Source organism: Streptomyces sp. NPDC053432 (assembly GCF_055585365.1).
Genome location: NZ_JBVJKF010000019.1, coordinates 110133 through 125355, shown reverse-complemented (window position 1 = coordinate 125355; position 15223 = coordinate 110133). Strand labels below are relative to the sequence as shown.

Genomic DNA, 15223 nt, shown 5'->3' with positions numbered 1-15223 from the left:
TGACGTCACGGGTCTGGCCGGGCGGGGGCGGCGGCAGGATGCTGGAGCCGACGGCGTTCACGGGTGCGGACGCACGGACGCACGGACGCACGGCATGGAGGGGGACCTCATGGCGGAGGGCGTGGCCGGCTTCGGGACGGGGATCGGGGCGGGGATCGGGGCGGGCATCGGTGTCGGGCCGTACGCGGAGCTGACCTTCGACTCCGACGGGGACGTGGACCGTGCCACCTACGGGCCGGTGGAGTGGATGGAAGCCACGGACCTGCTGGTCTTCGCGCACGGCTGGAACAGCGACCGCTCCACGTCGATACGGCTCTACGACCGCTTCTTCGCCCCCTTCCCGGAGCTGGTGGGGCCGGGTGTGCGGCTGGGGTACGTGGGGGTCATGTGGCCGTCGATCCGCTTCTCCGACGAGCCGATACCGGACTTCGACCCGCCCGGGGCGTTCGCGGAACCCGGCTTCGGTACCGCGCTGGACCCGGCCACCCGTCGGGCGCTCGGGGCCTTCTGGCCGGGGCGCGGCGCGGAGCTGGACCGGGTCGCGGAGTTTCTGGAGGAGCGGCCGGAGTCGGAGGCGGCGCTCGCCGAGTTCGGGGCGCTGGTACGGCGGCTCGCCGGGATCGACGGGGCGTCAGCGGCCGTGACCGGGGCAGTCCCGGCCCTCTTCACGGCCGACGCCGTGGAGGTGTGCCGGGCGCTCGCGCTCGCGCTGGCCGAGGCGGGCGGGCCGCCCGCGGGCGCCGGGGACGGGCGGGACCCGGCCCTCGGCGGCGGCCTGCGCGGGTTGTGGGGCGGGGCGAAGGAGCTGCTGCGGCAGGCTTCGTACTACCAGATGAAGAAGCGGGCGGGGGTGGTCGGCGAGCGGGGGCTGGGGCCCGTACTGGTGGAGCTGGCGGCGGCGCGCCCGGCGCTGAGGATCCACCTGATCGGGCACAGCTTCGGGGCCCGTCTGGTCTCGTTCTCGCTGCGCGCGGTGCCGGACACGGCGCGATTCGTCGCCTCGTTGACCCTGCTCCAGGGTGCCTTCTCGCACTACGCGTTCTGCGACCGGCTGCCGCACGACCGGGGGCACGGGGGCGCCCTGGGCGGGCTCCAGCGCCGGGTGGCCGGACCGGTGGTCGCCTGCCATTCCCCGTACGACTCGGCCCTGAAGGTGTTCTACCCGCTGGCCTCCCGGATGGCCGGGGATTCGGCCGGTCTGCTCGGTTTCGACGAGCGGTGGGGCGCGATCGGGCACGACGGGGTGCAGTCGGTGCCGGGCGCTCCGCGGCTCTCCCTGGAGTCGGCCCTGCGCGAGGGGATGCCGGCGTCGGGGTGTGTCAGCGTGGACGCCGGTTCCGTGGTGCGGCGGGGCGGGGCCCCTTCGGGGGCGCACAGCGACATCTGCCACGCCGAGCTGGCCGAACTCGTGGTCAGCGCGGGGCGCATGGGGCGCTGAGTTCCGGCCATGTGCCACCCGCACGCCTCGTCCGCCCTGCATGCGCCCGCCGCCCGGCGGGCATGTTGGGCACATCGGTGCAGGTGGAGGTGAAAGTGTGATGGCGGGTTTCCGGAGTCTGGCCTACCAGGTGCGCGACGCGCGCAACGACCGTGCCCTGCGGCGCCATTCGCTGCGCCGCTGCCTGGAGCGGTTCGCGCCGTACGGGCACCGGGCGACGTGGTGGCACCTGTGCGACCGGCACGGGATCGCCCCCGAGGACCGGGGGGCCGATCCGCTGCGGCTGGTGGCGGCGCTGGAGGAGCTGGAGGAGGCCCGGGCGGTGTGGCTGGAGTACGAGCGGCAGTTCGCGGAGCGGCGCCGCCGGGAGAAGCACCACGGGCTGCGCCGGCCGGAGTGGGCGTGGGGCGGCAGCGGGGACGCGGTGGTGCGGTGCGCGGATCCGGGGGTGCGGCCGGAGGGGACGCTGGGTGAGGTGCTGCGGCGCCTGGTGCGGGCGCTGGAGTCGGAGCCGGGCACGGGGTGCCCGGTCTGCGGCGAGAGTGAGCTGCGGTGGCCGGCGGTGGTCCGGGTCGGCTCCTGGGAAGGGGCCTGGGCGTGGGACGGGCCGGTGTGCGCGGGCTGCGGGATCGTGGTGCCGAGACCGGCGCTCGCGGAGCCTGCCTCGGCAGCGGTCCGGGCGGGGGCCGCGTGACGGTGCCACCGGTGCCGGTGGTCCCGGTGCTGCTGGCGTCGCTGAACGGTGCCCGGAGCGCCGCGGACGGCCCGGCCGTGCCGATGTCCCCGGCGGATCTGGCGGGCTCGGCGCTGGCGGCGGTCGCCGCGGGGGCCGGGGAGGTGCTGGTGCACCCGCGGACCCCGTGCGGGCGGGAGAGCCTCTCGCCCCGGGTGGTGGGGCCGCTGCTGGAGGCGCTGCGGGGCGCGGGGGTCGGCGTACCCCTGGTGGTGCCGGCGTGCGTCGGGGCCGAGCCGGGTGCCGCCGAGCGGCTGGAGCGGGTGCGTTCGTGGACGGTGCTGCCGGACCGGGCGGTGGTGCACTTCGCGGAGCCGGGGGCGCGGGAGCTGGCGGAGGCCCTGCTGGGGCGGGGCGTGGCGGTGGACGCGGTGGTACCGCTGGGCGGGGCGGGCGGTCCGGGCGACTCGGACGGGCCGGGCGGCGACTCGTACGGGCCGGGCGACTCGGACCGGCCGGACTGGGCGGACCGGCCGGACTGGGCGGATCCGATGGCGCGGTTCCTGGCCTGGCCGGTGCGCGAGCCGGGGCGGGTGCGGCTCGTGGCGGAGCTGGCGTCGGCCGGCCCCTCGCTGGTGGCCGGGTTGCGCGGGCTGCCCCCGGTGGAGGTGCTGCTGTTCGGGCGGGAGGCCGCGGCGTGGCCGGTGCTGCGGCTGGCGGCGCGGTGCGGTACGGGTGCGCGGACGGGCGTGGGCGACGTACTGCACCTGCCGGACGGGCGGCCGGCGCTCTCGAACGCGGAACTGGTGGCGGCGGCCCGGTCGGTGCTGCGTGCGGCGGCGACTCACCCGCACTCCGGGCCGCCTACAGCCGGGAACCGGTGACCCGTTCACCTATGACGTCGTCCGGGTTGGACAGTGCGCAGGTCTTCAACGAGAGGCAGCCGCAGCCGATGCAGTCCGTCAGGTGGTCGCGCAGGCGGGCCAGCCGGTCGATGCGCTCGTCGAGCTCCTTGCGCCAGGCCTCCGAGAGCCGGGCCCAGTCCTCGCGGGTGGGGGTGCGCTCCTCGGGGAGCTGCGCCAGGGCCTCGCGGATGCTGGCGAGGGGGATGCCGACGCGCTGGGCGGCACGTACGAAGGCGACCCGGCGCAGCGCGTCGCGGGTGTAGCGGCGCTGGTTCCCGGAGGTGCGGCGGCTGCTGATCAGGCCCTTGGTCTCGTAGAAGTGGAGTGCGGAGACGGCGGCGCCGCTGCGGGCGGACAGCTGGCCGACGGTGAGTTCGTGGACGTTCTCGGGAATCTGCGGCACCCGGCCGAGCGTAGTCGGAGGTCCGTTGACATACACATACGGTCCCAGCATGCTGAGCAAACGCTTATTCGTCTGTTCATGTGCACCGACAGGTAGGAGCAGGGCATGGCCGAGCCGAGGGTCTTCACGTCCGCCGAGGAACTGCGCGCCGGGATCGGCGAGCCGCTCGGCCCGAGCGGCTGGCTGGAGGTGGACCAGAAGCGGATCGACCTCTTCGCGGACGCCACGGGCGATCACCAGTGGATCCACGTGGACCCGGAGCGCGCGGCGGACGGACCCTTCGGTTCCACCATCGCCCACGGCTATCTGACCCTGTCGCTGCTGCCGAGCCTGGTGCCGCAGATCATGCGCGTCGAGGGCATGCGGATGGGTATCAACTACGGGACGAACAAGGTCCGTTTCCCCGCGCCGGTGCCCGTCGGCTCGCGGCTGCGCTCGACCGCCGTGATCACGGAGGTCACCGAGGCGGGCGGCGGCGTGCAGGTCACGGCGACCGTGACGGTCGAGCGGGAGGGCGGCGACAAGCCGGTGTGCGTGGCGGAGTCGGTGTCCCGCTACTACTTCTGAGCCGTCCCGGGACTACGTACGGGCGGGGATCTCGGGGATCTCGGGGCCGGCGCCCACCATCCGCAGGACGAGGTCGGCGTAGAGCGCGCCGACCTCTTCGGGCGTGCGGTTCCCGGCCGCGCTGAACCAGCGCGCGACGTCGATGCACAGCGAGAGCACGGCGAGGGTGGTGCCCGGCACGTCGGGGACGTCGAACTCCCCCGTAGCGACCCCGTCGGCAAGGATGCGCCGCACGGCGGCGTCGCTCCGCCGGCGCAGGGTGACGATTTCGGAGCGGTGCTCCGGAGCGAGAGCGTCGAGCTCGTACTGGACCACCCGCGCGGTGGTGTGGTGCGCGGCGTGCCAACCCACGAAGGACCGCACGGCGGCGTCGAGCCGCTGCGCGGCGGAGCCGGGGCCCTCGGCGGCCGAGGTCAGGATCTCGAGCGCCTTGTCGTGGCCGATCCGGCTGATCCGGTGGAGCAGCTCTTCCTTGGTCTTGTAGTGGATGTAGAGCGCGGCGGGGCTCATCCCGGCGCGGCCCGCGATGTCACGGGTGGTGGTCGCGTGGTAGCCGCGTTCGGCGAAGGCGTCGACGGCGGCCACGAGCAGCCGCCTCGCCGCGTCGGGGGTGACCTCCGACCACGGCCGGTAGCCGCCGGTTTCCGCGCTGTCCATCGCTCGCTCACCCTCTTCGCCTTGTAGGAATGAACACCTTACCGGAGGGTGAGCAAGCGCTTAGCGATCCTGGGCGGTGGGCTGCTTCGGAGCGAAGGGGTCGTAGTTCGTCATGATCTTCTCCATCCGGGCCTGGTCGACCCGGCTGACGATCTGACCGACCTCCTGGCGGTCGCGGATCACCTTGGCGAGGGTGAAGGCCGAGGTCGTCAGGTAGAGCACCGCGATGCCGAGGAAGGCCCGGACCCAGGCGTTCGTGTCCAGGTTGTAGATCCCCAGCGCCACGGCGGCGGTGGCGACGCCGAAGGAGGCGACGGCCTGGGCGTAGAAGGCCCCCGTGTTCTGCTGCTTGACCGGTGTCTCGTTCATGGGTCCAGCTTCGGGCGGGGGCACCGCGGGCGCATGGGTGCGCGTACTCACGTACGTACTCAGAAAGCCGAAATCCCTGTCCGGGCGCGGCCGATGAGGAGTTTCTGGATCTGGCTCGTGCCCTCGTACAGGGTCATCACGCGGGCGTCGCGCAGCAGCTTGCCCGCCGGGTACTCGTCTACGTAGCCGTAACCGCCGTGGACCTGGAGGGCGTTGCTCGCGGCGCGTACGGCGGCCTCGGAGGCGAAGAGCTTGGCGGTGGAGGACTCGGTGGCGAAGGGCTGCCCGCGGTCTATGAGGTCGGCGACCCGCCAGGTCAGCAGCCGGGCCGCGTCCACGTCGACCGAGATGTCGGCGATCAGCTCCTGGACCAGTTGGTGGTGGGCGATCGGTTTGCCGAACTGCTCGCGCCGGCCGGCGTAGGAGACGGCGGCGTCGAGCGCGGCCTGGGCGATGCCGACGCATCCGGCGGCGACCGACATCCGGCCCTTGGCCAGCGCGGACATGGCGACCGAGAAGCCCTTGCCCTCGGGGCCGAGCATCGCGGAGGCGGGTACGCGGACGCCGTCGAGGGCGAGTTCGGCGGTGGCCTGGCCGCGGAGCCCGAGCTTGCCGTGGATCTCGCGGCGGGTGAGGCCGGGGGCGTCGGCGGGCACGAGGAAGGCGGAGACCCCGCGGTGGCCCGGCTCGTCGTTCGTGCGGGCGAAGAGCAGCACCACGTCGGCCCAGGTGCCGTTGGTGATGAAGGTCTTGGCGCCGCTGATCACGTAGGAGTCGCCCTCGCGCACCGCGCGGGTGGTGAGGTTGCCGGCGTCGGAGCCGGTGCCGGGCTCGGTCAGACCGAAGCAGCCGAGTGCGTCGCCGGAGCAGAGCCGGGGCAGCCAGTCGTTCTTCTGCTCCTCGGTCCCCCAGGCGGCGACGGTCTTGGCGACGAGGCCGAGGGAGACGGAGACGATGCCGCGCACGGAGGAGTCGCCGCGGCCGAGCTCCTCGGTGACCAGGACGTAGGCGAGGTGGTCGCCGCCGGAGCCGCCGTACTCCTCGGGGACGGTCAGGCCGAGGAAACCGACGGCGCCGAGCTTCTTCACGATGGCCCGGTCCACGCTCTCGGCACGGTCCCAGTCGGCGGCGTAGGGGGCCACCTCGCGCTCGGTGAAGTCGCGGGCGAGCCTGCGTACGGCTGCCTGCTCCTCGCTCAGCTCCATGTCCACCGGGCACCTCCGGGGCGTCTCGTGGGTCGTCGGCGGCCACCTCGCCCCCCGGTTAACTAGCACCGGTAGTTTATGGCGGGCAGGCCCTACTATGTGGCGCATGGCCAGACCGCGCAAGCCCCTCCTCAGCCGAGCCCTGATCGTCGAGGCGGCCGGCGCCCTGGTGGACGCGGAGGGGCTGGAGGCGGTGTCGACGCGGCGGCTGGCGGCCGCGCTGGGCGTCAGCGGGCCTTCCCTGTACAACCACTTCCGGACCAAGGACGAGATCCTGGAGGCGGTCGCGGACGCGGTGAGCGCGCGGGTCGACCTGTCGATGTTCGAGGACGGCGGCCACGACTGGCGGGCGGCGCTGCACGCGTGGGCCCACTCGTACCGGGACGCCCTGTCGGACCATCCGAACATCGTGCCGGTACTGGCGCGGGGCCCGGGCCGCCGGCCGGCGGGCCTGCGGCTGGCGGACGCGGTGTTCGGCGCGATGACGGCGGCGGGCTGGCCCCCGGGGCAGGCGACCCGGATCGGCGCGCTGATGCGGTACTTCATCCTGGGCTCGGCGGTGGCCTCGTTCGCCGGTGGTTTCGTGGACGACGAGACGGCGTACGACCCCTCGGACTACCCCCACCTCGGCCAGGCCCACCTCCTGGCGGAGCGCCGCCGCGAGGTGGACGAGGGCGCCTTCGAAACGGGGCTGACCGCCCTCCTGGACGGGCTGGCCCTGCAGTACGAGGCGTTGCGCGGGACGGCGCGGTAGGGGGCCCCGCGCGACGCCGGACGCGGTGAGCGGGCGGTGAGCGCGCGGTGAGCGGCGGCGGCCACCGTGTCCTCATCGCCGGATCCACCGCGGACCGGCTGCTGAACGAGGAGCAGGTCATGGGCAGCACGACGCGCAACACGACGTTCGACGTCACGACCGACGCGACGACCGACGTCCCGGCCGATGCGACGACCGACCCGGCGGGCGAACCGGCGGGCGAACCGGCGGGCGAACTGGCGGGCAAAACCGCTCTGGTGACGGGCGGGTCCCGCGGGATCGGCCGGGCGGTGGCGCTGCGCCTCGCCGCCGAGGGCGCGCTCGTCGCGGTCCACTACGGCGGCAACGACGAGGCCGCCGGGAAGACCGTGGCCGCGATCGAGGAGGCGGGCGGCCGGGCGTTCGCCGTCCGGGCCCGGTTCGGCGAGGACGGCGCCGTGGACCAGTTGTTCGAAGGCCTGACCGAGGGGCTGGCGGGCCGCGGCCTGGACATCCTGGCGAACAACGCGGGCATCATCTCGGGCAGCTCGATCGCGCAGGTGACGCAGGAGGAGCTCGACAGGCTGCTCACGATCAACGTCAGCACGCCGTTCTTCGTGATCCAGCGCGCGCTGCCCCTCATGAACGACGGCGGCCGCATCATCAACACGGGCTCGACGGCCAGCCGGTTCGCGGTCTCCACCCAGATCGGCTACACCATCAGCAAGGCGGCGCTGGAGTCGATGGCCCCGTCGCTGGCCAATGAGCTCGGCGGCCGGGGCATCACCGTGAACACCGTCGCACCCGGTGCGATCCGGACCGACATGACCGCGGGCTACACCTCCGTCCCCGAAGTGGTGGCCGGGCTCGAATCGATCACCGCCCTCGGCCGGCTCGGCGAGCCCGAGGACGTCGCCGACGTCGTCGGATTCCTGGCGGGCCCGCGGGGCCGGTGGGTGACCGGTCAGACCGTCGACGTCTCGGGCGGAACCTACCTCGGCCCGATCGCCCGCGCATGATCGACCCGGCGAACCTCCGGATCAACTGCGGTGGATAATCGCCGGCATGCTGTTCGGAATACTCGGCGGGACCCGGGCGTGGCACGAGGACGGCACCGAGGTGCCGCTCGGCGGACCGGCCCGCCGCGCCCTGCTGGCCCTGCTCCTGCTGCACCCGGGAGAGGCCGTCTCGGCGGACCGGCTCACCGAGGCCCTCGACCCGGGCGGGGCGCTGTCGGCGCACGCCCTGCAGTCCCAGGTGTCGAGGCTGCGCAAGTCCCTCGGTGCGGCGGCCGCCATCGAACAGGCCGGGGCGGGCTACCGGATCGTGGTGGTGCCGGACGACGTGGACGCGTTCCGGTTCGAGCGGCTGGCCCGGGAGGGGCGGGCGGCGCTGCGCTCCGGGGAGGCCGAACGGGCGGTCGCGCTGCTGCGCGAGGCCCTGGACCTGTGGCGGGGGCCCGCGCTGGACGGCCTCGCCGACGGCGAACCGGTCCGGCCCGCCGCCGTACGGCTGGAGGAGCGCCGGCTCGGGGCGCTGGAGGACCGGATCGAGGCCGAGTGCCTGCTCGGCGGGCACCACGCCGCCGTACCGGAGCTGCGCGAGCTGGTCGACCGCCATCCGCTGCGCGAGCGACTGGCGGGGCTGCTGATGCGGGCGCTGTTCGCCGAGGGCGGGCAGGCCGCCGCGCTGGTGGTGTTCGAGCAGACCAGAAGGCGCCTGGCCGATGAGCTGGGCGCCGACCCCTCTGCCGAACTGGCCGCCCTGCACCGGGAGCTGCTGAGCACCGGCCCCTCGCCCGCGCCCGCCGCTCCGCCCGCCCCGCTGACGGCGTTCGTCGGGCGCGGCGACGAGGTGTCCGAGGTCGCGGGGCTGCTGCGGGTGGCCCGGCTGGTCACGCTGACCGGCCCGGGCGGCGTCGGCAAGACCCGGCTGTCCGTCGAGGTGGCGGGCGTCGCCGCCGACGAGGTGTGCTTCGTGGAACTGGCCCCGGTGCGCGAGGGTACGGGAGTGGCGCAGGCGCTGCTGGGCGCGCTCGGTCTGCGGGAGAACGGGCTCACCCCGGGCGTCGGCGGGCAGTCACCGGCCGACCGTCTGATCGCGGCGCTGTCCGACCGGACGCTGCTGATCGTCCTGGACAACTGCGAGCACGTCGTCGACGAGGCCGCGGCGCTGGCGGCGCGGCTGTTGGCGGCCTGCCCGCGGCTGCGCGTCCTGGCGACGAGCCGGGAGCCCCTCGGCATCATCGGGGAGAGCATCCGGCAGGTGCGGCCGCTCGACGGCCACGCGGCCGTACGCCTCTTCACCGACCGGGCGCGCGCCGTGCGGCGCGGTTTCACCGCCGACCCGGGGGTCGTAGGGCGGATCTGCGCGGCCCTCGACGACCTGCCGCTGGCCATCGAGCTCGCGGCGGCGCGCGTCAGGACCCTGGACGTGGAGGACCTCGCGGGACGGCTCGACGACCGCCTCGGAGTCGCGGCCCGCGGCGGTCGGACGGCCGACGGACGCCATCGGACGCTGCGTTCGGTGGTCGCCTGGAGCTGGGACCTGCTGTCGGAGGCGGAGCAGCGGGCCGCCCGGCGGTTCACCGTATTCGCCGGCGGCGCGACGGCCGGGGCCGCGCTGCGGGTGTGCGGCGCCGACGAGGACGTGCTGGAGTCCCTGGCCGACAAATCGCTGCTGGAGGTGGCGGGCGGGCGCTACCGGATGCTGGAGACGATCCGCGCGTACGGCGGCGAACGGCTCGACGCGGCCGGCGAACGGGACGCCGTACGGCTGGCCCACGCCCGGTGGCTGCTGGAACTGGTACGGACCGCCGACCCACATCTGCGGCGGGCGGAGCAGCTCCAGTGGCTGCCCGTCCTCACGGCCGAGCACGGCAACTTCCTCGCGGCGCTGGGCCGGGCGGTCGACGCGCGGGACGTGGAGGCGGGCCTGGACCTGCTCGCCGCGGCCTCGCACTACCTCTGGGTCCGGGGCGTGGCCGCCTCGGTCGCGCCGCAGGCCATCGCGCTGCTGGAGGCGATGGGGTCTGTCATGGACGGCGCTGGGGCCGGGCTCGGCGAGGGGTACGTCCTTGGCGTGCTGCTGGCGGCGGCCGGTGCCGGCGGGCGGCCGGTGTGGCAGCGCCACCGTGCCGCGGCCGGGTCGGCCCTGGCGGCAGCGTGGTCGGGCGCCCGGCCGGGCCGTCATCCCGTCGCACTGTTCCTGTGGATGATGCGGAACGCGGGCGAGGCGGACCCGCGCGGCGCGTTCGAGTTCGTCTCCTCCCAGCGCGACTGCGCCGAGCCGTGGGCCCGGGCCGCCGCCCGGTACGTATCGGGGTTCGGGCCGCTCGGCGAGGGGGACACGGAACGGGCCGGGCAGGAGTTCGGCGCGGCGGTCGAGGAGTTCCGCGCGCTCGGCGACCGCTGGGGCACGGCGCTGGCGCTGGACACGCTCGCCGGACTGGCGGGAGGGCGCGGCGACCGCGCGCGGGCGATCGCGCTGACCGACGAGGCGCTCGTCCTCACCGAGCAGCTCGACGCCCTGGAGGACAGCGCGGATCTGCTGGTCAACCGGGGCGACCACCACCTCGTCGGCGAGGACGCGGCGGCGGCCCGGGCCGACTACGGCAGGGCGGCGGCCCTCGCCCGCCGCGCCGGCAGCTCCACCGCCCTGGCGGCGGCCCTGCGCGGCCTGGGCGACCTGGCCCTGCTCGACGGGGACCTGGCGGAGGCGCAGCGGCTGTACGAGGAGGCCCTGGAGCGGGTCGACCCGCACTGGGTCAAGAGCGTCGCCACCCGGGTCCGCGCGCTCGCGGGACTCGGCCGCGTCGCCGAGGCGCGCGGCGACCGCGCCGCGGCCGGGCATCACTACCGGGGGGCCGCGGAGGGGGCCGTCGCGATGGGGGCCGACACCCTGGAGGTGCTCCGGCTGCTGGGCGTCCCCGAGGACGTCGTGGGCAGCGTGGTCGGGGCGACAGGCTCGGCGAGCTCGGCGGACGGACGGTGAGCCGGTGCGCGTACTGGAGGCCGTCGCCTCCCGGGAAGCGCCATGGCCGCCAGGGTCGCCCGCAGCACGGCCGGGAACTCACGCCGGGGGACTACGGGACTCGGGGCGCCCTACCTGCCTGGACACAGGGAGGGAGGGCGCCCCATTGCGGGCCGGGTCGCTTGGTTCGGTTCGGTTCGGTTCGGTCTAGAAGACGACCAGCGAGCGGCCGCCCTTGCCCGCCAGCATCGCGTCGAAGGCCGCCGGGATGCCGTCGAGGGTGATGCGGTCGGTGACGAGGGCGCCGAGGTCGAGGCGGCCCGCGCGGACGTGTTCGGCGATCACCGGGAGGTCGCGGGCGGGGTCGCTGTTGCCGTAGACGCAGCCGGTGAGGGTGCGGGCGAAGTGGAAGATCTCCAGGGCGTGGAAGGTGACCTGCTGCTCCTTGCCGCCGATGCCGACGACCGTGGTGCGGCCCCCGCGCCGGGTGGACTCCCACGCTCCGCGGATGGTTTCGGCCCGGCCGACGCACTCCACGGCCACATCCGCGCCCCGGCCGCCGGTGAGGGCGCGGATCTCCTTAGCGGTGGTGTCGGAGGCGAGGACGAACCCGGTGGCCCCGGCCGCCCTCGCCAGTTCCTCCTTGGCCGGGGAGACGTCCACGGCCACGATCGGGCCCGCCCCCGCGATGCGCGCGGCCTGCAGCGCGGCCAGGCCGACGCCGCCGACCCCGAAGACGGCGACGGATTCGCCCAGGCGAACCTGGGCGCTGTGGTGGACGGCGCCGTAACCGGTGAGCACGGCGCAGCCGAGCAGGGCGGCCTCGGTGAGCGGGATCCCGGTGGGCGCGGGCAGCACGCAGTTGGCCGCGACGACGGTCTCCTCGGCGAACGCGGCCACGTTCAGCCCGGGGTGGAGCGGGGTGCCCTGCGCGTCGTGCGCGTAGACGGCCCCGACGCCGGTGAGCGCTTCGACGCAGAGCCATACCTCGCCGATGGCGCAGTGGTGGCACTGCCCGCAGGACGGGGCCCAGTTGAGCACGACCCCGTCGCCGGGGGCGACGTGGGTGACTCCCTCGCCCACCGCGAGGACCGTGCCCGCGCCCTCGTGGCCGAGGACGGCGGGCACGGGGACCCGCATGGTGCCGTTGGTGAGGGAGAGGTCGGAGTGGCAGACCCCGGCTGCGGTGAGCCGGACCCGGACCTGTCCGGGGCCGGGATCGGGCAGCACGATCTCCCGTACCTCCAGCGGAGCTCCGACGGCGGGGAGGATGGCGGCGCGGACCATGGTCGTCGTCTCCGTGTTCAGAACTGCAGGGACTTGGTCTGGAGGTACTCCGTCAGACCGTGCGGGCCCAGCTCGCGGCCGACGCCCGACTGCTTGTAGCCGCCGAAGGGCGCGAGCACGTTGAAGCGGCCGCCGTTGATGTCCACCTGCCCGGTGTCCATGCGGCGGGCGAACGCAACGGCCGTCTCCTCGTCCTCGGCCCAGACGGCGCCGCCGAGGCCGTAGACGGTGCCGTTGGCGATGCGCAGGGCCTCCTCCTCGTCCTCGTACGGCAGGATCGACAGCACGGGGCCGAAGATCTCCTCCTGGGCGATGGTCATGTCGGGCGTGACGTCGGCGAACACGGTCGGGGCGACGAAGTAGCCCTGCTCGTGCGGGGAGTCGGGGCCGCCGGCGACGAGGCGTGCGCCTTCCTCCATTCCCTTGGCGATGTAGCCGCGGACGCGTTCGTGCTGCTTGGCGTTGACCACCGGGCCGAGGCGGGTTTCCGGGGTGCGGGGGTCGCCGGTGGGGTACTTGGCGACGGCGGCGGCCGCGAGCGAGACGGCCTCCTCGTAGTGGTCCCGGTGGACGAGCATCCGGGTGAGCGCGTTGCAGCTCTGGCCTGCGTTGTTCATGACGTGGCCGACGCCTGCCGCGACGGCCTTGGCGAGGTCGGCGCCGGGCAGGATGACGTTGGCCGATTTGCCGCCGAGTTCGAGGGCGACGCGTTTGACGGCGGCGCCGGCCGTGGCGCCGATCTTCCTGCCGACGGCGGTGGAGCCGGTGAAGGAGACCAGGTCGACTCCCTCGTGGGCGGCCAGGGCCTGCCCGGCGACCGGGCCGGTTCCGGTCACCAGGTTGAAGACCCCGGCCGGGATGCCCGCCTCGTGCACGGCTTCGGCGAAGAGCTGTGCGGTCAGCGGGGTGTCCTCGGCCGGCTTGAGTACGAGGGTGCAGCCGGCGGCGAGAGCGGGTGCCACCTTGGCAACGACCTGGTGCAGCGGATAGTTCCAGGGAGTGATGGCGCCGACCACCCCGACGGGCTCCAGCAGCACGGTGGAGTTCCCGATGCGCTCCTCGAAGGCGTACGTGGCCCCGAGTTCGGCGTACGAGGAGGCCACGGCGATCGGTGACCCGACGTGGACCATCTCCGCGAAACCGAGTGGGGAGCCGAGTTCGGCGGTGATGGTCTCGGCGATCTCGCTCTTGCGGGCGATCAGTACGTCGCGCAGCGCGCCGATCAGGGCGGCCCGCTCGGCGGCGGGCGTCGCCGCCCAGCCGGGGAGGGCGGCGCGGGCCGCTCGTACGGCCGCGTCCACGTCCTCCTCGGTGCCGGCCGGCACCGAGGCGATGACCTGCTCGTCGGCCGGGTTGACGACCTCGATGCGGTCGCTTCCGGCGGCGGGCCGCCATGCGCCGCCGATGTACATCCCGTCGTGGGCCTTCATGCCATTCCTCCCGAGCACGCACGAGTGCGTAGACCAGACCTCGCGGACACCCTACAAACTAGCGCCGGTAGTTTTCTGGGCGCCAGAGGCGGCGGGGATCAGATGATGCCGAAAAGCATCCCTGCCGCCAGGACGACGAGGGAGGTCAGCGCCGCCCATTTCACGGTGAACCGGGTGTGGTCGCCGAACTCGACCTTGGCCGTGCCGACGAGGACGTAGACGGCCGGAACCAGCGGGCTGGACATGTGCAGGGCCTGGCCGACGAGGGAGGCGCGGGCGATCTCCAGCGGGGAGACCCCGTGGGCGGCGCCGGCCTCGGCGAGGACGGGGAGGACGCCGAAGTAGAAGCCGTCGTTGGACATGAAGTAGGTGAGCGGCAGGCTGAGCAGGCCGGTGACCAGCGCCATGTGCGGGCCCATGCCTTCGGGGACGGCGCCGACGAGCCAGTCGGCCATGTGCTTGACCATGCCGGTGCCGGTGAGGACGCCGGTGAAGACGGCGGCGGCGAAGACCATGCCCGCGACGTTCAGGACGTTGTCGGCGTGGGCCGCGATCCGGGCCTTCTGGTCGGGCATGTGCGGGAAGTTCACGGTGAGCGCGAGGGCGGCGCCGAGCAGGAACAGCACCGGGATGGGCAGCAGCTCCATGATCATCGCGGCCAGGAGGGCGACGGTGAGGGCGGCGTTGAACCAGTACAGGCGCGGTCGCAGGGTCGGACGGTGCGGGTCGAGACCCTGGAAGCCGTCCTCGGGAGCGGCGGCGCCCGCGGCGTCCGGCGTCCCCGCGGAGGCGCCGGCGGCCGGGGTGGAGCCGGTGGCGGCCGGGGCGGAGTCGGTGGCGGCCGAGGCGGAGCCCGCTGCGGGACCCTTGCCGCCCGCCGCGTTCCCGGCGGCGTCGCCCCGGCCCGTCCCGGAGGCGGCCATGACCAGCTCCTCCTCTTCCGCCGCCCCGGCCCCCGGCAGGGAGAGGAGACCGACCCGGCGGCGCTCCTTCAGCCCGAGGACGTAGGCGAGGACGAAGACGAAGAGCAGTCCCACGGCCAGCGCCGGGATCATCGGGACGAAGATGTCCGCGGCGTCGAGCTTGAGCGCGGTCGCGGCGCGGGCCGTGGGGCCGCCCCAGGGCAGGGTGTTCATGACGCCGTTCGCCGTGGCCGCGACCCCCGTCATGACCACCAGGCTCAGGCCGAGGCGCTTGTAGAGCGGGTACATGGCCGAGACGGTGATCATGAAGGTGGTCGATCCGTCGCCGTCGAGCGAGACGACCGCCGCGAGGACCGCGGTACCGACCACCACCCGGACGGGGTCGGCCTTGCAGAAGCGCAGGATGCCCCGCACGATCGGGTCGAAGAGGCCGACGTCGATCATGACGCCGAAGTAGACGATGGCGAACATCAGCATGGCGGCGGTCGGGGCGAGTTTCCCGACGCCCTCGATGACGTAGTCGCCGAGGTGCGCGCCCTGTCCGGCGAAGACGCAGAACAGGGCGGGGACGAGGACGAGCGCCGCGATGGGCGACATTTTCTTCATCATGATCAGGACCAGGAAAGTGGCGATCATGGCGAAGCCGAGGAAGGTCAGCATG

General features: G+C 74.1%; 14 protein-coding genes. 7 read left to right on the top strand and 7 right to left on the bottom strand.

The annotated features are described in order from the left end of the window. Nucleotides 1-94: 94 nt before the first annotated feature. From ACZ6Y1_RS27730 to ACZ6Y1_RS27720, 3 genes are all read left to right on the top strand, one after another. Entirely contained in the window at nt 95-1438 is a 1344-nt protein-coding gene (locus ACZ6Y1_RS27730) for a serine-threonine protein kinase (RefSeq protein ID WP_469635468.1), read from the top strand. Between the two features lie 100 nt (nt 1439-1538). Next, nucleotides 1539-2132 (top strand): hypothetical protein, encoded by a 594-nt coding sequence (locus ACZ6Y1_RS27725; protein ID WP_469635465.1) that lies wholly within the window; start codon nt 1539-1541, stop codon nt 2130-2132. Then, a complete protein-coding gene (locus ACZ6Y1_RS27720) occupies nt 2129-2995 on the top strand; it encodes a 3-keto-5-aminohexanoate cleavage protein (RefSeq protein ID WP_469635461.1) in 867 nt (288 codons plus the stop codon). The genes ACZ6Y1_RS27725 and ACZ6Y1_RS27720 overlap by 4 nt, the downstream gene beginning before the upstream one ends. On the opposite strand, the gene soxR is transcribed toward ACZ6Y1_RS27720, so the two are convergent. Further along, nucleotides 2976-3419: a redox-sensitive transcriptional activator SoxR gene (gene soxR / locus ACZ6Y1_RS27715; RefSeq protein WP_469635459.1), complete on the bottom strand. Its 444-nt coding sequence runs from the start codon at nt 3417-3419 to the stop codon at nt 2976-2978. The genes ACZ6Y1_RS27720 and soxR overlap by 20 nt on opposite strands. Before the next feature lie 105 nt (nt 3420-3524). Between soxR and ACZ6Y1_RS27710 the strand changes: the two genes are divergently transcribed. Then, entirely contained in the window at nt 3525-3986 is a 462-nt protein-coding gene (locus tag ACZ6Y1_RS27710; RefSeq protein ID WP_376655927.1) for a MaoC family dehydratase, read from the top strand. A gap of 12 nt (nt 3987-3998) precedes the next feature. Here ACZ6Y1_RS27710 and ACZ6Y1_RS27705 read toward each other — a convergent pair whose 3' ends face one another. From ACZ6Y1_RS27705 to ACZ6Y1_RS27695, 3 genes are read right to left on the bottom strand one after another with little or no spacing between them, the layout of a single operon-like run. Next, complete coding sequence (locus ACZ6Y1_RS27705; protein ID WP_469635452.1) at nt 3999-4643, bottom strand: TetR/AcrR family transcriptional regulator; 645 nt, start codon at nt 4641-4643, stop codon at nt 3999-4001. A 60-nt stretch (nt 4644-4703) separates the two neighbouring features. Then, nucleotides 4704-5012 (bottom strand): YiaA/YiaB family inner membrane protein, encoded by a 309-nt coding sequence (locus ACZ6Y1_RS27700; RefSeq protein ID WP_469635449.1) that lies wholly within the window; start codon nt 5010-5012, stop codon nt 4704-4706. A 59-nt stretch (nt 5013-5071) separates the two neighbouring features. Beyond that, complete coding sequence (locus ACZ6Y1_RS27695; RefSeq protein WP_469635445.1) at nt 5072-6223, bottom strand: acyl-CoA dehydrogenase family protein; 1152 nt, start codon at nt 6221-6223, stop codon at nt 5072-5074. A 91-nt stretch (nt 6224-6314) separates the two neighbouring features. On the opposite strand from ACZ6Y1_RS27695, the gene ACZ6Y1_RS27690 reads away from it, so the two are divergent. The 3 genes from ACZ6Y1_RS27690 to ACZ6Y1_RS27680 are packed head-to-tail and all read left to right on the top strand — an operon-like array spanning nt 6315 to nt 10943. Beyond that, nucleotides 6315-6971 carry a TetR/AcrR family transcriptional regulator gene (locus ACZ6Y1_RS27690; RefSeq protein WP_469635442.1) on the top strand — a complete coding sequence of 219 codons (657 nt, stop codon included), beginning with the start codon at nt 6315-6317 and terminating at the stop codon, nt 6969-6971. Between the two features lie 47 nt (nt 6972-7018). After that, nucleotides 7019-7969, top strand: a complete 951-nt coding sequence (locus ACZ6Y1_RS27685; RefSeq protein ID WP_469635437.1) for an SDR family oxidoreductase — start codon at nt 7019-7021, stop codon at nt 7967-7969. A 46-nt stretch (nt 7970-8015) separates the two neighbouring features. Further along, a complete protein-coding gene (locus tag ACZ6Y1_RS27680; protein ID WP_469635432.1) occupies nt 8016-10943 on the top strand; it encodes a BTAD domain-containing putative transcriptional regulator in 2928 nt (975 codons plus the stop codon). Between the two features lie 186 nt (nt 10944-11129). On the opposite strand, the gene ACZ6Y1_RS27675 is transcribed toward ACZ6Y1_RS27680, so the two are convergent. From ACZ6Y1_RS27675 to ACZ6Y1_RS27665, 3 genes are all read right to left on the bottom strand, one after another. Next, complete coding sequence (locus tag ACZ6Y1_RS27675) at nt 11130-12209, bottom strand: Zn-dependent alcohol dehydrogenase (protein ID WP_469635427.1); 1080 nt, start codon at nt 12207-12209, stop codon at nt 11130-11132. Nucleotides 12210-12226: 17 nt separating this feature from the next. Further along, nucleotides 12227-13639 carry an aldehyde dehydrogenase family protein gene (locus ACZ6Y1_RS27670; protein WP_469635423.1) on the bottom strand — a complete coding sequence of 471 codons (1413 nt, stop codon included), beginning with the start codon at nt 13637-13639 and terminating at the stop codon, nt 12227-12229. A 98-nt stretch (nt 13640-13737) separates the two neighbouring features. After that, nucleotides 13738-15222 (bottom strand): CitMHS family transporter, encoded by a 1485-nt coding sequence (locus tag ACZ6Y1_RS27665; protein WP_469635417.1) that lies wholly within the window; start codon nt 15220-15222, stop codon nt 13738-13740. Nucleotide 15223 lies beyond the last annotated feature (1 nt).